Origin of the sequence: Roseburia sp. 1XD42-34, from assembly GCF_009917385.1 — a bacterium.
In the GTDB taxonomy this organism is placed as follows: domain Bacteria; phylum Bacillota; class Bacilli; order Bacillales; family Amphibacillaceae; genus Virgibacillus.
In genome coordinates this window covers 1-20,198 of sequence record NZ_QWLJ01000022.1, presented here as the reverse complement: position 1 = coordinate 20,198, position 20,198 = coordinate 1, and the positions used below count along the sequence as shown (strand labels likewise).

Sequence of the window (20,198 nt, the reverse complement as noted above, 5' to 3'; positions counted from 1 at the left end):
TATAAATTCTGTCTATGTTTTCAATACAGAAGGCTGCACTTCATTGGGGATAGGACATTTGTAAGGGTTTTTTGCTGCAAATTGATGAAATTCTTCTTTCGCCTCTTGCAATGCAGCTGAATCTGTTAGCAACTGAATTCCCGTCAGTGCCATGGCTTGGGCCGCTCGCAACATACCTTTATGTGCAAAGCTGCTGATGCCTTGAGCAGTCATTTGCCAAGAGTGTAATGGGGTGCCTAAAGCTGAAGTGGCAGCAGTTACTTGTGCAGTCGGCACTACCCAGCTAACATCAGCAACATCTGTAGAGCCTGGCAAAATTTTACCTGAAACCTCATAAGGTGAAATGGTCTCTGTGACATATTTATTAGCAAATTCATTTCCAGTGCCAACATAACCAAAGCCTTCAATAATTTCTAAATATCCTGCTTGCTCTGATTCTGTAAGGGAATGCCAAATTTCTTTCGCAAACGTTTTTTCTTCTTCGGTTGGCTTTTCCACACCGGATGTGAGCAAATGTTGATACAATAACTGTTCCATACTTCTGTTTGGAATGTAATTAGAACAAGCCTTGTCGAACCTTATCGTAAGTTCTGTTTCCGTCATTAATGCAGCGCCTTGGGCTATTTTACAAACACGTTGATAAATATCATCTACTTGACTCACCTTTGGAGCACGGATTAAATATAAAACTTCTGCATTGGCTTGTACAACATTTGGTGAAATCCCGCCTGTATTTGTTGTCGCATAATGTAATCTTGCTTCAGGTACAACATGTTCTCGTAAATAATTCACTCCTACATTCATCAATTCAACAGCATCAAGTGCACTTCTACCTAGATGAGGCGAATTAGCAGCGTGCGAAGTAGTTCCTTTAAAGGCGAAAGATATCTGATAGTTAGCAAGGCTCGAAGCACTCATAATCGCATTGACAGGGGATGGATGCCATGTTAACGCAGCATCAACATCAGCAAATACACCTTCCCTAACCATAAATGTTTTACCAGATCCTCCCTCTTCACCAGGGCAGCCAAAAAATTTCACTGTACCAGAACGATTATTTGCCTTAAGGAATTCTTTCACAGCACAAGCTGCCGCGAAAGCTCCCGTACCAAGCAAATTATGCCCACATCCATGACCAACATCTACTTCCAATGGCTGGTATGTCGTCTGATTCGGCTTTTGGCTTAAACCTGAGAGCGCGTCGAACTCACCTAAAAAGCCAATAACTGGTGCTCCTTCTCCATAAGTCGCTACAAATGCAGTGTCGATATTTCCGACTCCTCTCTCCACTTCAAATCCTTGTTTTTCACAAGCTGTAGCTAAAAATGCAGAAGATTCATACTCCTCAAACCTTGTTTCCGGATGTTCAAAAATATACTTGCTTATTTGTTCAAAAAACTGCTTGTGTTGATGTAAATAGTCTCTGGTGAACTTTTCCATTAAGACATCTCTCCTACTCTTACTAATTTTCTTTATATTACATAAAACATAATAGAAGTGTCAATATATTTTTAATGATACAAAAATAGGTAAAATATGGTTGTTTCTATATTATTCCATGGAATACAATAACATTTTTCAAGAGAATCATTATAAAAAGTTAGGGGAGAATATAAAGTAATCTTAAATATGGGTTCAACCCGGAGTAAAAAGACCTGAAAAAGTTCTTGGAGAGTGTGCTCCTTTTTATGAAAGCATATGGTTGGCAGCTGGACTCGTTATGCTCTTCTATTTTAAAAGTAGAGAACAAAAGCGCAAGGCGTACGGTTAGCAACGTAGCGACTGGAGCGAAGCAACTGAGATACACGAATCATGCCACTAAAAACAGAGGTGTACCGACACCTGAGCGCTAAGCCCGTTTTTAGTCGATCCTCCTCTTTGTAACGAACCAATGATGACTTATCGTAGGGCGATTCGTGAAGTTGTCTCGATGCTAAATGCTTACGTCGAACATGGCTATTCGGTTACTTCGTTATCCCAAAGTAACAAATTTTATGTTTGCTTCTCTTTCTACAAAATTTCTTTGAACGACATGCACGCCAACTAGAAATGACGATATGTCGATTTTAGGGAACTATTGGATCAGATATTTTTAAGAGAGAATACTTATACTGGAGGTTACAGAATGGAGTTTCCAATTATCCACACTAATTTTTGGGATGGAGTTATTGCCGTTCCGCTAATCGTAATCATAACACAGATATTTAAGCTGTTCCCTATCCCTCGCCAATACTTCCCTACAATTGCCAGTGTAATTGGGTTTAGTATCTCAATATTTATTAGTCACCGAAATGATTTATGGGCAGGAGTTTTTATGGGAGGTTTTTATAGTGCAGCTGCTGTTGGAACATACGCATCATTAAAAACGTCGTGGATTGCATTTAAACAACGCCAGCAAAAGAAAAGACTTGCTGAGGCATCTATTGAATATGATCAATAAACCTGGCAGGTATGAACGCATTAGCATCGTATTCCTACCTGCCAGGTTTTTTCTGTAATTTTAAATAGATAAACTGGTTTATTCCGTAACTAATTCAAGTTCCACAGGAATGAAGTCTTCTACTTCTTCTCCAGTGGCAATCTTTCCAGCAGCATCGATTGCCTTCTGACCAATCATTTCCGGTAACTGAGCTACAGTTGCATCCATCCTTCCATCTTTTACAGCAGCCACAGCATCCTCTGTTGCATCAAATCCGACAACAATTACATCTTCCAGCATGTTTTGTGATTCCAAAGCTTCGATTGCTCCTAATGCCATTTCATCATTATGAGCAAATATGGCGTCGATATCTTTTCTGCCTTGGATAATATTCTCCATAACGGACAACCCTTTTGTTCGGTCGAAATCAGCTGTCTGCTTTGCCACCACTTCTATATCTGGTAATTTATCCATAATATTATGGAATCCTTCCCCTCTTTCTCTAGCAGCTGAGGATCCGGAAATTCCTTCTAGCTCCACTAGTTTTCCTTTTTCACCAAGCTGTTCGGCAATAAATTCGCCTGCGATCTCTCCGCCAGCTACATTATCTGATGCAATATGTGTAACTACTTCTCCACCTTCTGAGCTTCTATCAACAGTAATTACTGGAATTTCTGCTTGATTAGCAGATTCAACTGCGGAAACTACTGCTTCAGAATCCACTGGATTGACTAGCAAGATATCAATATCCTGCTGAATAAGATCTTCAATATCACTTAATTGTGTGGAGGGATCATTTTGTGCATCCGCTGTCACTACTTCATATCCCGCCTCTTTCGCAGCGCTTTCCGCACCATCACGCAAAGTAACAAAAAACGGGTTGTTTAAAGTAGAAATAGATAAGCCGATCTTTATTTTATCGTCATCGGCTTTTCCTGCTTTCCCATTGTCTTTCTCACTTCCTGGAGCATCTGTAGAACAAGCACCTAACAATAAGATGGTAGCTAATACAAAAATAAGAGCTTTTGACCACTTCACCATATTCATCCTCCTATTTATTTTTTATTTGGAACGATGCTCTTTAGCATCGTAATTCCCTTTATCCATATACAAGCTGACCAAGTTCCATCTCTCTAGTTAGATCACCAATCATAATAATATTTCATTCCTCGGTTGGGAGTATGAGCACTATTATGGATTGAAGATTCATGTTATTATTTAGATTTTCTATCTAAAAGCACTGCTAACAAAATAACTAACCCCTTAACTATCTGTTGATAAAAAGAGGATACGTTTAATAAGTTCAATCCATTATCGATAACGCCAATTATTAAAGCTCCTATCAATGTTCCAAAAATTCTTCCCTTTCCACCTGATAAACTTGTTCCTCCAATGACAACCGCTGCTATCGCATCTAATTCATACATTGTTCCTGCAGTTGGTTGGGCGGAATCTAGCCGACTTGTAATAATAATTCCTGCTAACACAGCTAACATACCGGTTAAAGAATAAACTCCAATCTTCACTCTTTCAGCTTTTATTCCAGATAACTTAGCAGCCTCTTCATTTCCTCCAATGGCATATACTTTTCTGCCAAACACCGTACTACGTAAGACAAAAAATAAACTGAAAAATACGATCAACATGATGATTGCAGGAAATGGAATTCCAAAAACATACCCCTTCCCTATCATTTCAAACGCAAATGAATCTGATAGTCCGGTAATTGGTTTCCCATCTGTATAAACAAGGGTAGCCCCCCGAAAAATAGTCATTGTTGCTAGTGTTGCAATAAACGGAGCAACCTTTCCTTTAGCTATAATTAAGCCATTAAGTGCTCCTAGCATTAAACCAATTAACAGGCCAATACATATGGCTAGAAACGGGTCCATTCCCCCAGCTAAAAGCCCTGCGGTTAACGCACTACCTAAAGCAAGAGTAGAACCTACTGAAAGATCTATCCCAGCAGTTAAAATAACAAATGTCATTCCAAAGGCAATTAATGCGTTTACGGATACCTGTCTTAATAGATTTAAAATATTATTCAAAGTGAAAAAGCTGTCACTCATCATTCCTAACACAATAGCAATAAGCAGCAAACCAAGTAGCGGCCCTAATTTAGCAATGTTAAAATCTTTCAGCTTATTCATCACTTCTACCTCCTGTGGCCGCAGTCATAATGGTTTCCTGATTTGCTTGCTCCCGATCGATAAATGCGGTAATTTTCCCCTCATGCATTACCATAATCCGATCACTTACACCAAGTACTTCAGGTAGTTCAGAAGAAATCACAATGATCGCTACCCCTTCTTTTGAAAGTTCATTCATAATCGTATAAATCTCTTTTTTTGCGCCAATATCTACACCTCTAGTAGGCTCGTCCAAGATAAGAACCTGTGGATTAATAGCTAGCCATTTGGCAATAACTATTTTCTGCTGATTGCCTCCACTTAACGATTTTACTATCTGTTCTTCATTCGTCGCCCGTACCCTTAATTTTTTCATTAACTGCTTCGCTTGCTTCCTTTCGTTACGTTTATTAATTGCTCCATATTTTGATAACGTTTTCAAGTTTGTTAAAGCAATATTTTCTTTAATAGAAGCATCGATCACTAACCCTTTAGACTTTCGATCCTCTGTGATGAATCCAATCCCTTCCTTTACCGCATCACTTGGATGTTTTATAACTAGTTGTTTTCCATTCAGTTCAACCGTTCCTTTATCTAACTTGCGGAAACCAAAAATGGCTTCCATCAATTCGGATCTTCCTGCTCCCATCAAACCGGCTACCCCCAGGATCTCACCTTTTTTTACGGAAAAACTAATATCGCAAAAGTACTTTGCTAATGATAGGTTTTCGACTTTAAAGATAGTCTCTTTGACATGGTGATTTCTAGTCGGATATCGTTCCCCTATCTCTCTTCCGACCATCATTTTCACAATTTCTGCGAATGACGTTTCATGGGTAACTTTTGTTCCAATATATTGACCATCACGCAGAACAGTTATCCGCTCACAAATCTCAAATATCTCCTCCATACGATGCGAAATGTATATGATGCTAACACCGTCAGCCTTTAATTTTTTAATTACTCGGAAGAAGTTTTCAATTTCATGATCCGTTAAAGCCGCTGTAGGCTCATCCATAATGATTAACTCAGTGTTTGTTGTCAAAGCTTTAGCTATTTCCACCATCTGCTGCTTTCCAATGGAGAGATCACCTGCATTATTATCTGGTTGTATGTCGTAAACACCTAATTTACTTAAAGCTTCAATGGCTCTTTTTTTCATCTCACGTTTATTTAAGATGCCACATTTTCCATAGGTCATTTCTTTACCTAAAAACATATTCTCTGCTACAGTTAAATGTGGGATAATATTTAATTCCTGATGGATAACACTGATTCCATGCTCTTCAGCTTGCTTAGGATTCATAAATGTTATTTTTTTCCCCTTTAAGAATATGTCTCCTTGATCCTTTGAATAAATCCCCGTTAAAATCTTTATTAAAGTTGATTTCCCTGCCCCATTTTCGCCCATTAAGGCATGAATTTCACCACGGTTTATGGAGAAATTCACATTTTGTAATACCTTATTTCCGGAAAATGTTTTGCTTATGTTTTTCATGGATACAAAAGGTTCACTAGACATCACTTACTCTCCTTTCGTTAAAAAATAACTCCAGCATGTAAGATAATATTTGCAAACGGAGTTGCCTCACCAGTCCTAATTACAGCCTTCGCATTTTTAATAGCTTTCTTTAATGATTCATGCGAAATATAATCTGTCGGCATATTCCGATATTTAGAAGTTATTTCATGGTGCAACTTCGTGTTATTTAACTTTATCTCATCCGCCAACGTTACTTTTTCCACCTCCATATGTTGCATGACCGTTTGTAAAATATCCATTAAAGCCGGATTTCCAAGTGAGATCGAAAGGTCAATGCACTCCGTTTCTTTTGGTATTGGCAAACCGCAATCAGCTATAATAATGGTATCTGTATGACCAAGTTGAGAAAGGACTACTGCGATGTCCCTGTTTAATATACCTGTCTTTTTCAACATTACCCGTTCCTTTCTATGATGAACTTGTTGACCTCGTCTAATGTTGGCATTCCTTCTTGGGCCCCTGTTTTCATAATCGATAATGCAGCTGCTGCATTTGCAAACGGAATTGCATCAGATAAAGGTTCTCCTTGTGCTAATTTAGTTACTAAAGCACCATTAAATGTATCTCCAGCACCTGTTGTATCCTTTACGTCTACTTTAAAACTCTTTACTCTAGTTGCTGTGTTATTGTTGTAATAAACCACTCCTTCCTTACCTAATGTGATAACCAGTTTCTCTTTTATAGCAGCAAAATAGGCTTCTTCCTTCATTGCCGCTGCCTCAATCTTGTTTGGTGTAACATAAGTTACATTTCTTACTAATTCCTCAGGTAACTGTTGATAAGGAGCAGGATTAACCACTACTGGAATATTAAATTGCTGCGCTTTTTTAACAGTATACAGTACAGTTTGTAACGGTATTTCGAGCTGTAATAAAATTATGTCACTGCTACGAATTATTTCTTCATGCTTATCAATCATTTCTGGAACAACCGCATAATTAGCCCCGGGGGCAACAATAATTCGATTATCCTCTTCAGACAAAATAATATTTGCTACTCCTGTAGACTTTTGATCACTCATGAGGATCCCTTGTGTATGAATTCCCTCTGTTCGCAAATGATCGACCAATGATGCTCCAAATTCATCCTTACCAACAGCGCCAATCATGTGCACATTTGCTCCAAGCCGCGCTGCTGCAACAGCTTGATTGGCTCCTTTTCCACCCGGATAGAAAGCAAATGATTGCCCTAAAACCGTTTCGCCCTGTTGCGGCATCTTTGTTGTTTCAATCATTAAATCCATATTAATACTTCCAACCACACAAATCTGTGGATTATGTCTCATGATATTACTCCTTTCGCTTTGTAGAATCACGTTCGATTAAGGTGACTTCCAATTCTTCTTGGATTACTTTTTGTTCTGGATGATCGATAAGTTGTAGCAAAATTTGTGCTGCCCTGCTCCCAATCTCATAAATAGGTTGTTGTATCGTTGTTAATGATGGAGTAGTTGTTAAACCAATAGTAATTCCATCAAAACCGATAACAGATAATTGTTCGGGTATTTTTATATTCAAAGATTCCGCAGCTTTTAACACACCTACTGCCATTAAATCATTAGCGACAAATATTCCATCAATGTCGTTATGATTCGTTAACAGCTGTTTTGCAATTTCATATGAATTTTCAAAGCGATAATCCCCAGTAACGACATAATTAGAATGAAACCACGCTTCATGTTCGATAACATCAAGGTAGCCTTTCAATCTCTCTTCTGTATTGCTTGCTGTTTGTGGTCCACTAATATGAGCAATTTTTTTGCAGCCAATGGATTGTAAATAAGCAGTTGCTTCTCTTGCACCTTTTCGGTTATTTACGGTAACAGAGGAAATTTTAGAGCTAAACTTCCTATCCAATGAAATAACAGGACTTGTTATATGATGCAAATCTTCCTCTGTTATGGTACTCGATACAATAATAAATCCATCTACTGATTTTTGCGTTAATGCATTCAAATATGTAACTTCTTTTTCATGACTGTCATCTGTGTTACAAAGTATGAATGTGTAATTATGCTGATTCGTTACATCTTCTACTGCACGAGCAAGCTCCGGAAAAAAAGGGTTTTTAATATCAGGAACAAAAAGTGCAATCATTTTTGAGTTCCCTTTAAATAGACTTCTAGCAACATCATTAGGTCGATATTGAAGTTTCTCAATCGCTTCGTTAACGCGGTTTTTTGTTTCACTATTGACGTACCTATTGTTATTTAGCACTCTGGATACGGTTGCTGTTGACACATTGGCAAGTTTTGCAACATCCCGAATGGTTGCCATAACTTCTCCACCCCTTCCATGTAAAAAGGTTATGTAACCGGTTACATATAATAGTTAAAAAATAAACCAATATGTAACCCGTTACATGTATATAATAAAACGCTTTTATTCTTTTGTCAATGGATTACAAAGGTCCTTCACCGAGTTTTATTATTCCAAAGCTAATGCATAACACTAGTTTGCATTTTATTAGCAAATTTGTACCATGTCTATAAAGTATATGTGGACTCTGTTAAATTAATTTTCATTCAGCTTGGAGGGGGCTTTTATCCTTTTGAAATTGTAAGCTTTCTGCTTTGGCACACGACTTTCTCCATTCAGTGCACGACTTTTTTGCTCCCGGCAAATAACCTAGTCTATTTCTGAAATATTACTTTATGAAATAGCAAATAACCGAGGTTAAGTTACCTCGGTTATTTGCTGTATATCGTTACTCTTCAATATACGTCTGCTTAATTTGATAAATACCTTGTGAATTAACATTAAAGTCTTTTACAGAATCGCTAACACCTAGTAAGTACTCTTGGTGATGTGTATAAATCATCGGTGCTAGATCAACAAGCATTTCTTGTGCTTTAGAATATAGTTCTTTTCGTACTTCAGGATCTGTTTCACGACGAGCGTCGTCTAAAACCTTATCTAATTCTTCATCTTCTAGGAAGGAACGGTTTCCAGGCTCCCCAACTGCAGATGAGTGGAATAGTGGATACATACCATAATCTGCATCTCCAGTACTTGTAACCCAGCCTAGAACAAACATATCATGTTCGCCATTAGACGTTCTATCTAAAAATGCCCCCCACTCCAATTCTTCAATTTCAACATCAACACCGATTTCTTTTAATTGATTTTGAATCGTAACAGCCGTATCGACACGCTGTTCGTTATCATTCGTCCAAATGGTTGTTTTAAAGCCATCCTCATAGCCAGCTTCCGCTAATAGCTCTTTTGCTTTTTCGACATCATACTCTAAACCACCAACAGACTCATCGTAACCAAATACTGGCGGCGCTAATGGACCTTTTGCTGGAATACCTACATTATTATAAACACCGCTAACGATCTCTTCTTTATCGATTGCCATGGAAATTGCTTGACGAACTTTTTTATCATCAAACGGCTCTTTTTTCATGTTGAAACCAACATAACTTAACGAGGTGCTTGGTTCCTGAAGTACACTCATTCCTTCAGCTTTATCTACACGTGAGATGTTATTTGGCCCTATTTGATCAGCTACATGAGCTACACCTGTCTCCAGTTCAGCTACTCTGGAGCTTTGTTCACTGACCACTTTATACGTGGCAGTATCCAATTTTGCCTTTTCGCCCCAATAATCATCGTTACGTGATATAACGACCTCTTCCCCTGCTTTCCATTCATCTAATTTAAATGGACCAGTACCGATAGGATTTTTGTTGATATATGCATCAACATCACCACCATCTTCCATTTGTGCATAATCTTCCTCAATTATTTTTGGACTCATAATAGCTGTACCACTATGCGCTAAATTTGCTAACAGTGGCGCATATGGATATTCCAGCTTAATTACTAATGTAAGATCATCTTTTACTTCTACACTTTTCACTGCTTCAAATAAGAAAGCTCTCGGTGAGGCAATCTTTTCATCAACCAGACGATCAAAGTTCATTTTCACAACCTCTGCCGTCAGCTCTTCACCGTCGTGAAATTTCACACCATCTTGTAATTGAAATTCCCATGTTGTTTCATCTACTTCTTTCCATTCCTTAGCCAGTCCAGGTTGTGGTTCCTGATTTTCATCTAATACCGTCAATGTTTCATAAATATTATCAGCAACTTGGCCAGACGGAATGTCATTTGTTCCTTGTGGAGATAGCGATACAACATCTGATGGAAGGGCAATAACTAAATCGCCACCGCTTCCTGAACCTTCTTTTTCTGAGCCTTCTCCTTCTGATTTACTTTCAGGCTCTCCATCGCCCGCACATGCTGCTAATACAAATGCAAGCATAGCTAACAAGGAAACAAGCCATAATAATTTTTTGTTTTTCATATCTGTAATGATACCCCCTGCCTATGATTTTAAAAGTAAAAATAATGTTAACAATTTTTAATATAAACGATTTTTTACAAAATAGCAAGAATATTTAAACTCAAACACACTAATTATATAATACTATGAATTAAAAATATTTTTCCAATCCATATTGAAAAATACCTAATTTAACTGTATTATAAATAGTATGACAATTTTCCCTATATACCGTGTGAATTTCCAATCGAATTTCAATTTTTGTGCAATAATGTTACATATTTTGACAGTAAGGGGGTAACAAAATGAGTGCTGAACCAGCAAATAATATTGTGACAGAAGCACCCAAAGTAGACGGTCCATTTAAAAAAGCATTCAAGGATTTCTACAGTAAATTACGTAAAAATAAAAGTGCCTTAGTTGGAGGTTACTTAATCATTATTTTAATTATCATCGCACTTATAGGACCTTTGTTAACTTCTCAGGATCCAGATGCAGTTGATTATGGCGTAAAGCTACAATCTCCTTCAGCTGAACACTGGTTTGGAACCGACCATCATGGAAGAGATATATTCACAAGGGTTATTCATGGATTAGGTATCACAATGAGTATTGGTATTACCGCCACCATGTTAGGTGGAATTGTTGGTGTTTTTCTCGGGCTTATTTCGGGTTATTATGGCGGAAAATTAGACACTATCATCATGCGAATTATGGACATATTACTAGCTTTCCCAGGTATTTTATTAGCTCTTGCTTTAATTAGTATTTTAGGAGCTAATTTACAAAATGTTATTATAGCGGTTGCCATTTTTGCAATTCCTACATTTGCTCGTATTGTCAGGGGTTCCACATTGGCTACCAAAAACTTAGAGTACATTGATGCCATGAAAGCATTAGGTGCATCAGATACAAGAATCATATGGAAGCATATTTTGCCGAATATTTTGTCTCCGATTATTGTACAAGGGAGTTTATTTATTGCGACAGCAGTACTGTCCGCAAGTGGACTTTCATTTTTAGGAATGGGTGCACAACCACCATCACCAGAATTAGGCGCATTATTAAGTGATGGACGGGACTTCATGTGGGACGCAGGACATATTGCATTATTCCCGGGGCTCGTTATTATGTTAATTGTATTAGCCTTTAACATCTTTGGGGACGGGCTGCGCGATGCGTTAGATCCAAAAATGAACAAATAGGAAGTAGGTGCAACGATGTTTCAATTCATTGTACGGCGATTATTACAAATTATTCCTGTATTAATAGGTGTTACGATTTTAGTATTTTCTCTTATGCACCTATCTCCAGGAAACCCAGCACATATTATTGCTGGAGAAAGTGCGCCTCCAAGTACTGTAAAACAAATTGAAGAGCGCTTAGGGTTAGATGACCCTATCCCAGTGCAATATTTCAATTTCATAAAAGACGCAGCTACACTGGATTTTGGTAATTCTTGGCGAACGAGCTTACCAGTAAGTGAGGAACTTTGGCCAAAATTTTGGGTGACCTTTGAATTAGCTGTTTACAGTACGATTTTCAGTATCTTTTTAGGACTAATTGCAGGAATTATTTCCGCAGTTAGAAAATATTCAATTGCAGATGTTTCTATTATGTTAATTGCATTATTTGGATTATCCATGCCAAACTTCTGGTTTGGACTTATGCTAATGCAATGGTTCTCTATTAAATTAGGTTGGCTTCCGCCTACTGGCTGGGGTACACCAGAACAAATAATTATGCCTGTGATTACATTAGGAACCATGGGAGCAGCCGTTATTGCCAGAATGACACGTTCCAGTATGCTTGATGTTATTTCACAAGATTACATTCGGACAGCACGCGCGAAAGGTTTAAGTGAACGAATCGTTATTTACCGTCATGCTTTGAAAAATGCATTAATTCCTGTAGTCACTGTTATCGGATTACAGTTCGGTAGCCTGCTTGCTGGTGCTGTTTTAACTGAATCTGTATTTGCTATTAATGGGATGGGAAAGCTAATCGTTGATCGTATATTAGCGAGAGATTTTCCAGTGGTGCAAGCATCTGTATTAGTTATATCTGTTATATTCGTTTTTGTAAATTTAATTGTCGATATTTCATATAAATTTTTGAATAAACGAATCGATCTAGATTAGTAGTTGGGTAGAAAAGAGGTGAGTAGTGTGAACGAAGAGATTATCTTAGATATAAAAGACTTACAAACAACGTTCTTTTTAGATGATTTTGAAGTAAAAGCAGTTGATGGCGTCTCCTTTAAATTACCTAAGGGAAAGACCATTGGTATTGTTGGAGAGTCAGGTTCAGGTAAAAGCATAACAGCACTAACAATCTTAAGATTGTTAGACCACCCTGGTAAGGTAACAGGGGGCGAAATCAATTTTAAAGGAAAAGATTTAACGAAGTTGACAGATAGAGAGATTCGGCAAATTCGTGGTAATGAAATTTCTATGATATTTCAAGAGCCGATGACTTCCTTAAATCCTGTTTATACCATTGGTCAGCAAATTCGTGAAACACTAAAAGTACATCAAGGACTAGGAAAAGAAAGCGGAACGAAAAAAGCGATTGAACTCTTAAAGCTAGTTGGAATTCCTTCTCCTGAAAAACGTGTAAAACAGTATCCACACCAATTATCTGGTGGGATGAGACAGCGGGTAATGATTGCCATGGCACTGGCCTGCAACCCAGATTTACTGATTGCAGATGAGCCCACGACGGCTCTAGATGTAACCATTCAAGCACAAATTTTAGAGCTGATAAAAGATCTACAAAAGGAACTTGGTATGTCGGTCATTATGATTACACATGACTTAGGTGTTGTAGCAGAAACATGTGATTATGTCGCCGTGATGTATGGTGGTAAAGTGGTAGAATACCAAGATGTGAAATCTTTATTTAAAGATCCAAAACATCCTTATACAATAGGCTTATTGAAATCCATACCTCGCCATGATACAGATGTTGATGAACTAGAACCTATTAGAGGCAACGTTCCTAGCCCAAAGGATATGCCAAAAGGGTGCCGATTTGCGCCAAGATGTCCGTTTGCAACAGAACTCTGTATAGAGGAATTACCTTCCCTTGATCGTATAGAAGGCGACAGTGAAGTGCGTTGTTGGATTTATACTGATCGTTGGGATGGAGATCCGGAGGTGAAAGCACATGGCCCAAAAAGAGCTGCTCAAAGTAACTAATTTAAAGCAACACTTTCCAATAAAAGGTGGATTTCTAGGAAGAACTATAAACCACGTTAAAGCAGTGGATGGCGTTACATTTGAAATTCATGAAGGTGAAACATTGAGTGTCGTTGGTGAATCAGGATGTGGTAAATCAACGACTGGTCGTGCTATTCTTCGTTTAGATGAACCGACAGAGGGCCAAATTGAATTTGATGGCGGTGATCTGTTAGCACTAAGCAAAAATGAAATGCGAAAAAAACGAAAAGACTTACAAGTTATTTTTCAAGACCCCTATGCTTCATTAAATCCTCGCCAAACTATTGGACAAATTTTAACTGAAGCGATGGCAATTCAAAATGTAGTGCCAAAAAGCGAACGGCGTAAACGAGCAATTGAACTGTTAGAAACAGTTGGGTTAAACGCAGAACAAATCGATCGCTATCCACATGAATTCTCTGGTGGGCAAAGACAGCGTGTCGGCATTGCTCGTGCTTTATCTGTTAATCCAAAACTAATTATTTGCGATGAAGCTGTTTCGGCATTAGATGTTTCCGTACAAGCACAAGTTTTAAATTTATTAAAAAATTTACAGCGCAAATTTAACTTGACCTTTTTATTTATTGCGCATGACCTCGGAGTAGTCCGGCATATCTCCGATCGAATTATTGTTATGTATCTAGGAAAAATCGTCGAGATTGCAGATAAAAAATCATTATTTGATAATCCACAGCATCCATATACGCAAGCTTTGTTATCAGCGATCCCTGCACCTGATCCCGAACATAAAAAAGAGCGGATTATCCTAAAGGGCGATGTGCCGTCTCCAATCGACCCGCCAACAGGGTGCCGCTTCCATACGAGATGTCCGTTTGCAACAGAGTTATGCAAAACGGATGTACCTGAGTTACGCAGTTTGGATCATATGAAAGAAGGACATCGGGCTGCATGCCATCATATTGAAAAAATTATTTCAGGCGAAATGCAGCCTCACTAAAATACCAAACAGGTCTAACCTATGAATGAAAGGCATAGACCTGTTTTTTTATTAGGCTCCAAGGGCGAAACAAAAAATGCTTCATGCTATAACTACAGTCCTAGCTTTAGAATATATTTAAAGACATTATTTAGTCCCCGTTTGGAATTACCAACAAACCAATCAAGATCGCTCAAATAAGTATCGTAAACAGCGGATTGCATTTGATTTGCTTTATTTCATGTATCCATTATGTCTATCTTGTAAAAGGAATGATGTCAAAGAATGCCTTATTACAAAAAGACGAAGCCACTTCCTACTAAGTGCAACTCCATCCAGTAGGAATTTGCCTCCACCTCCTACTGAATGCTTCATACCTTTAGAAAAACTTGGCTTGTCGCCAAGTCTTATGGCTAAGCTTTTGTTTTTCTTATACTATAAACCAAAAAGAACGATAGCAAAAGGACTGCTTCAGCTTGGACTATCCAAAAAGGAAGTAGTCGCTTACTTGTTACCAAAGAAAGGCATCAATGGAAATTTTTCAATTTCTTCATTATATACGTGTTTATTTGGCAAATAAATCATGGTGCATATCTTATTACAAATAAATTTCGTTAATTTATTATTAATATTGTCGCTAATTACTTTAATTATCTAACTCCCCTAGGTATACTAGATATGGTAAGCGTTTTCACCATGATTACATCAAAGGGGGATAATGGAATGATCACATTTATTGTATCTATTATTTTATTAATCGTAGCTTATTTCACGTATGGAAAGTTTATTGATAAGCTATTTGAACCGAATGATAAGAGAAGGACACCCGCCTATGCTAACAAGGACGGCGTTGACTATGTACCGATGAATAAGCAAAAGAATGCGATGATCCAATTGCTCAACATTGCTGGTACAGGTCCCATTTTTGGTCCAATTATGGGTGCTTTATTCGGTCCAGTGGCTTTTCTATGGATCGTGCTAGGATCTATCTTTGCTGGGGCTGTGCATGATTATTTAACAGGGATGATTTCTATACGTAATAAAGGGGCACATATTCCGGAGTTAGCAGGAAGATTTTTAGGGAAAGCATCTAGACATATTGTAAATGCCTTTTCTCTATTATTATTAATCTTAGTCGGTACCGTTTTCGTTACTACACCAGCATCACTCATTGATATATTGCTAGATCAAAGGATCGCTTTTTCGATTATTTTAGGAACAATATTCCTTTATTTCTTTCTATCTACTGTCTTACCAATTGATAAAATTATTGGGCGAATTTATCCTATCCTAGGTGCTATCTTGTTAATTGGCACGGTGGCAATTGGAATTTCACTGCTGTTTTCAGATTATAAGATACCAGAGCTGAACGTAACAAATATGCATCCTGACAATCTGCCAGTCATTCCAATATTATTCTTTACGATTACTTGTGGTGCCTTGTCAGGCTTCCATGCAACACAATCACCGATTATTTCAAGAACAACAAAAAAGGAGTCCCAAGGGCGGTATATTTTTTATGGCATGATGATCGCTGAAGCCATTATTGCAATGATCTGGGCAGCTGCTGCTATGAGTCTTTTTGATGGACAAACATTAAGCGCAATCATTGCTGAAGGTACTGCTTCTGCTGCGGTAAATGAAATTGCGATTACATTACTTGGTGCGATTGCAGGAACCATTGCTGTACTAGGTGCGATCGTACTACCAATTACTTCTGGGGATACTGCATTCCGCGCTGCACGCTCTATTATTGCGGATTATTTAAACATTGGCCAGAAAAAGATATTTAACCGTTTGGCGATTGCTATTCCTTTATTTACCATTTCTTATATTTTAACTAAAATTGACTTTAATATTTTATGGCGCTACTTCTCATGGGCTAACCAAGCAACGGCAGTAATTGCATTGTGGATAGCAACGATGTATTTGTTTGTTAAAGGTAAAAATTACTTCGTATCAATGGTACCAGCCCTATTTATGAGTTATATGGTGTTCGTATATATTCTAAATGCACAAATCGGCTTCGGACTGGAATTGAATGTTTCATTTATTGTTGGAGCTATATTAACCCTTATTCTAACATTCCTGTTCTTTAAGAAAGCCCAAACGAACAAAACAAATAAGTTAAAAGTAGACATCTAAATATAAGCCTGCCGCTACATATTAAACACGATGTATCGGCAGGCTAATTGATTGCTTCTATATTGAAGTTATTTTCATAATTATTTTTCCATTACGCATCATTTTGTACTCTCGTAACGAATTTATGTCTGCTTATTTTCTTCATACAACGCAATCCAATCCATTATTGTCATCTTAGAGGCAAGCTCTCCTGAGCTGATAGGGGATTTTATTAGGATTCGTGTTTCTATTGCTGGAGCCTTCTTCTTCCAACCGCAACTCGCCATTTGCAGAAATAGTGCTTAACAAACAAGCGATCTAAGAGACTCTGGATTGATGTTTACGAGAATTTTTTATACAGGCTATACCATGCAAAATTAAAGCTCCCATCCAAACAACAGTGACATAATTCAATCCTTCCCTTTCATGTATTCGAAACGTCTCAAATAGCCAGTGTAATTCAGAAACAGCCCATTTCCCGTAATCATTTAAATGGAAAATCATCCAAATTTTAGATCCGTCGAATAAAATAAATAGTACTTGCGAAACAATAAATATAAACAAATGAACGAACCAACTATATCGCTTGAGAAAAATTATTATTTTTTTCCCAACCTTCTTTTCTTCCATTTTGTTATAGTATCTCCTTTTTATTGTAAATGATTATAGATATAATCCATGACACGAAATATAAACAAATTGCTAACAAACCTAAGTTAAGCAACATCGTACCATGCCAGATTGGAGATCCAACTAGTGAACCAGTCTTGCTTCTAAATAGATCACTAAGGAGGTATACTCCTATAACTACAGAGCCGATATAAAAGACAAAACATAGAAAAATTCTATTACTCTGAGAAAGCCAATATAAAACCGGAAAAAACCATGCACTGCAAATGATTACCAGAATAGATCCGCCGACTATTTCTTGCCAGGTTAACTGCACCGAACCTCCTTGAATGATTAGTTTCAAAGCTATAAATGCGCCGCTAATTATAACAGTATTAATAATTAAAATGACATAACGGGCACTGACAAATTCTTTGCGAGTAAACGGCAAAGCGTTCCACAATTTATGGCCGTTCGCATGTTCATCAAAATAAAAAACATATACGGTTACAATAGCACTCATCAATGCAATAATGAATTCTGTATCATTTCTATCTACAAACACAAAAATAGCAAGCATTGCAAAATAAATGAACCAGCCAAATTTATGGATGATGAGGTCTTTTTTAATAAGGTGAACCATCTTACTTTCCTCCTCGAGAATAGTACATAATTTCTTCTAAGTTTGCTTTTTCAATAATCGCTTCACCATCAAACAGGCTTGCAACTGTTTTATAATTAGAGGTTAAAGCTTCGAATCCGTTATCTGATCGTTTAATAGATAGAAAATATTGCTCCGTATCACTATCCAACAATTCCAATCCGCCCCGAACGATTGCAAAATTCTCTTCTAATTCATGGGCGCCTTTAGAAAAGATGATCTCACCTCTGTGAATATACGTAATGTAGTCAGCAAGCGAGGATAAATCACTCATAATATGCGTAGCCATAAATATTGTCTTTCCCTCATCTAACATCACTTCATGTAAATGCTCAACAAATTCCCGGCGGAAGACAGGATCCAGATTAGTTGTGGGTTCATCCATAATAAGAAGCTCCGCATGATGCGACAATGCCATTGCCAGGGAAGCTTTCATTTTCATCCCATCTGAAAACGACTTGAGACGTTGCTTAAGTGGAAGATCAAATTGATCGCAATAGTGATGAAATAAAGCGTCATTCCATCGTCGATAACAAGGAGCAATAAGATTTTTCATTTCCTGTAAAGTCAACTCTTCATAAAAAGGGCTATCATTAAATACAAAGCCGATTTTTTCTTTAATGGTTTTTTCACTTGTTTGGTAATCCAATCCAAATACACGTACTTTTCCAGAATCAGGTTGGATTAAATTCAGAATCATCTTCATAATCGTTGACTTTCCAGCCCCATTTCCACCAATAAAGCCTGTAACAAAACCTTTTTTCACCTGCAGTGATACATCAGTAAGTTTAAACTCGCCAAATGATTTATGTACATGCTGTAATTCAATCACATGCTCCATCTTTATCTCTCCTCATACAAAATGGTCATCCACTCTTTAATATCGTGAAGCGATAAGCCTAGTTCTTTACTATTGACAATGACTTCTACTAATTTTTCTTCGATCGTTGCTAATTTCTTTTCCTTAATAATATCTGGATTTTGCTCGGCAATAAACGAACCCTTCCCCATAATCGAATAAATAAACCCTTCTTTTTCTAGTTCTTCATAGGCCCGTTTTGTAGTAATAACGCTAATATGCAAATCCTTTGCCAGCTGCCGCATCGATGGAAGCGCGTAGCCTTCTTGTAATTCCCCTGCCATTACTTTTTCTTTAATTTGATTTTTAATTTGTTGATAAATAGCCTCTTTCGAACTATTGGAAATTAAAATTTGCATCTCTTCCTCACTCCTCTTCGTATCTCAAGAGAACATATACATTATATACAATATATACATTATACACAACATTTTTTCAGTTAAATTCTTTTATGAGGATTCGCTGTTTTTTTGAGTGTTTCTATGAAATATGGTGAACTTCGGCGAATTCATAAGAACTCCAATCTCTGTGAGCTTTAGTGATTTTTCTATACCAATAGAAAAACCACCGTACTATTGACACATAGATACGGTGGTGAGCATGAAAAGCAAATGAGAGATGCTCTGTCTCCATCAAATTGGTCAGAAGCTTCATACATGTAGGGGAATAAACGATTTTATATAAGTTAACCTATTTCTATCCCTCGAATGCCATTGTTAGCAATATGATTAATAATTTGAGCAATCTGTTGCGGAGTTTTGTCCATGTTATTGGCTAGCCAGTGTTTAATGACATGAATACTGCCGCTAATTATAAAGGTACTAATATATGCGGAATCGACAGCTGTTATTTTATTTTCATCCATCCAATTATTGATAAGGAATTTTCTTGCGACATCCATTACTCTCTGTTCAAAGGATGTATTCTCACTTTCGTTTAAGAGAGTTTGACAGACATCATACTTTGAAACTATATATTCCAATAGTTTTTCTGTTGTTTGTAGCGCCCTTTCTGTCTCTGCAAAATTTTGTTGGCTTAAATATATATTCATATCTGCTATAATTTCAGCTTCTATTTTCATCAGTAAATCATATGGATCTGTATAATGTGCATAAAAAGTGGACCGGTTAACATCCGCATGATTACAAATTTCTTTTACCGTAATGGAGGAAAGTGGTTTTGATTTTAACAACATAATGAAACTATCCTTCAGTACCATTCGAGTATATTTTTTTCGACGGTCGATTTTTTCGTTCATCCATTCTTCACACTTTCTTTAAAATTTTGTTCAACACTTTTTTTACAAACGTTGGATTTCATACGTAAATTCACTAGCGTTGCATAAACTTTTTATTTCAAAGTCAAGCGAAAATATATTGTTCCAAAATTGGGAATAATAGGAGTTT

19 protein-coding genes are annotated in these 20,198 nt (G+C 37.3%); 6 read left to right on the top strand and 13 right to left on the bottom strand.

Annotation, left to right across the window (positions count from 1 at the left end; translation table 11 throughout):
* Positions 1–12: 12 nt before the first annotated feature.
* Positions 13–1,440: a M20 family metallopeptidase gene (locus D1839_RS12560; RefSeq protein WP_120380307.1), complete on the bottom strand. Its 1,428-nt coding sequence runs from the start codon at positions 1,438–1,440 to the stop codon at positions 13–15.
* A gap of 685 nt (positions 1,441–2,125) precedes the next feature.
* Between D1839_RS12560 and D1839_RS12555 the strand changes: the two genes are divergently transcribed.
* A complete protein-coding gene (locus tag D1839_RS12555; protein ID WP_120380306.1) occupies positions 2,126–2,440 on the top strand; it encodes a hypothetical protein in 315 nt (104 codons plus the stop codon).
* A gap of 78 nt (positions 2,441–2,518) precedes the next feature.
* Here D1839_RS12555 and rbsB read toward each other — a convergent pair whose 3' ends face one another.
* The 7 genes from rbsB to D1839_RS12520 all read right to left on the bottom strand — a co-directional run bounded on the left by rbsB (position 2,519) and on the right by D1839_RS12520 (position 10,402).
* Positions 2,519–3,460 (bottom strand): ribose ABC transporter substrate-binding protein RbsB, encoded by a 942-nt coding sequence (rbsB, locus tag D1839_RS12550; protein WP_120380305.1) that lies wholly within the window; start codon positions 3,458–3,460, stop codon positions 2,519–2,521.
* Positions 3,461–3,633: 173 nt separating this feature from the next.
* Positions 3,634–4,569: an ABC transporter permease subunit gene (locus D1839_RS12545; RefSeq protein ID WP_183030235.1), complete on the bottom strand. Its 936-nt coding sequence runs from the start codon at positions 4,567–4,569 to the stop codon at positions 3,634–3,636.
* Positions 4,562–6,070 (bottom strand): sugar ABC transporter ATP-binding protein, encoded by a 1,509-nt coding sequence (locus D1839_RS12540; RefSeq protein ID WP_120380303.1) that lies wholly within the window; start codon positions 6,068–6,070, stop codon positions 4,562–4,564. The genes D1839_RS12545 and D1839_RS12540 overlap by 8 nt, the downstream gene beginning before the upstream one ends.
* Before the next feature lie 17 nt (positions 6,071–6,087).
* On the bottom strand, positions 6,088–6,486 hold the full coding sequence (gene rbsD / locus D1839_RS12535; RefSeq protein ID WP_286164799.1) for a D-ribose pyranase: 399 nt from the start codon (positions 6,484–6,486) through the stop codon (positions 6,088–6,090).
* Complete coding sequence (gene rbsK, locus D1839_RS12530) at positions 6,486–7,376, bottom strand: ribokinase (RefSeq protein ID WP_120380302.1); 891 nt, start codon at positions 7,374–7,376, stop codon at positions 6,486–6,488. Before rbsK ends, rbsD begins: the two co-directional genes overlap by 1 nt.
* Before the next feature lie 4 nt (positions 7,377–7,380).
* A complete protein-coding gene (locus D1839_RS12525; RefSeq protein WP_120380301.1) occupies positions 7,381–8,367 on the bottom strand; it encodes a LacI family DNA-binding transcriptional regulator in 987 nt (328 codons plus the stop codon).
* 430 nt (positions 8,368–8,797) lie between these two features.
* Complete coding sequence (locus D1839_RS12520; protein ID WP_120380300.1) at positions 8,798–10,402, bottom strand: glutathione ABC transporter substrate-binding protein; 1,605 nt, start codon at positions 10,400–10,402, stop codon at positions 8,798–8,800.
* 284 nt (positions 10,403–10,686) lie between these two features.
* On the opposite strand from D1839_RS12520, the gene D1839_RS12515 reads away from it, so the two are divergent.
* From D1839_RS12515 to D1839_RS12495, 5 genes are all read left to right on the top strand, one after another.
* Entirely contained in the window at positions 10,687–11,586 is a 900-nt protein-coding gene (locus D1839_RS12515; protein WP_120380299.1) for an ABC transporter permease, read from the top strand.
* 15 nt (positions 11,587–11,601) lie between these two features.
* Complete coding sequence (locus D1839_RS12510) at positions 11,602–12,522, top strand: ABC transporter permease (protein ID WP_120380298.1); 921 nt, start codon at positions 11,602–11,604, stop codon at positions 12,520–12,522.
* A 27-nt stretch (positions 12,523–12,549) separates the two neighbouring features.
* Positions 12,550–13,581: an ABC transporter ATP-binding protein gene (locus tag D1839_RS12505; protein WP_120380297.1), complete on the top strand. Its 1,032-nt coding sequence runs from the start codon at positions 12,550–12,552 to the stop codon at positions 13,579–13,581.
* A complete protein-coding gene (locus D1839_RS12500; protein WP_120380296.1) occupies positions 13,550–14,560 on the top strand; it encodes an ABC transporter ATP-binding protein in 1,011 nt (336 codons plus the stop codon). The genes D1839_RS12505 and D1839_RS12500 overlap by 32 nt, the downstream gene beginning before the upstream one ends.
* 702 nt (positions 14,561–15,262) lie before the next feature.
* Entirely contained in the window at positions 15,263–16,684 is a 1,422-nt protein-coding gene (locus D1839_RS12495) for a carbon starvation CstA family protein (RefSeq protein WP_120380295.1), read from the top strand.
* 297 nt (positions 16,685–16,981) lie between these two features.
* Here the strand turns inward: D1839_RS12495 and D1839_RS12490 are convergent, their stop codons facing one another.
* From D1839_RS12490 to D1839_RS12470, 5 genes are all read right to left on the bottom strand, one after another.
* Positions 16,982–17,293, bottom strand: a complete 312-nt coding sequence (locus tag D1839_RS12490) for a hypothetical protein (RefSeq protein ID WP_120380294.1) — start codon at positions 17,291–17,293, stop codon at positions 16,982–16,984.
* A 4-nt stretch (positions 17,294–17,297) separates the two neighbouring features.
* Positions 17,298–17,915, bottom strand: a complete 618-nt coding sequence (locus D1839_RS12485; protein WP_120380293.1) for an ABC-2 transporter permease — start codon at positions 17,913–17,915, stop codon at positions 17,298–17,300.
* Position 17,916: 1 nt separating this feature from the next.
* Entirely contained in the window at positions 17,917–18,774 is an 858-nt protein-coding gene (locus tag D1839_RS12480; protein WP_120380292.1) for an ABC transporter ATP-binding protein, read from the bottom strand.
* A 2-nt stretch (positions 18,775–18,776) separates the two neighbouring features.
* The gene (locus D1839_RS12475; protein ID WP_120380291.1) at positions 18,777–19,151 is read right to left on the bottom strand and encodes a GntR family transcriptional regulator; all 375 of its coding nucleotides are present in this window, start codon (positions 19,149–19,151) and stop codon (positions 18,777–18,779) included.
* 326 nt (positions 19,152–19,477) lie between these two features.
* The gene (locus tag D1839_RS12470) at positions 19,478–19,987 is read right to left on the bottom strand and encodes a TetR/AcrR family transcriptional regulator (protein ID WP_199690114.1); all 510 of its coding nucleotides are present in this window, start codon (positions 19,985–19,987) and stop codon (positions 19,478–19,480) included.
* Between the last annotated feature and the right edge of the window lie 211 nt (positions 19,988–20,198).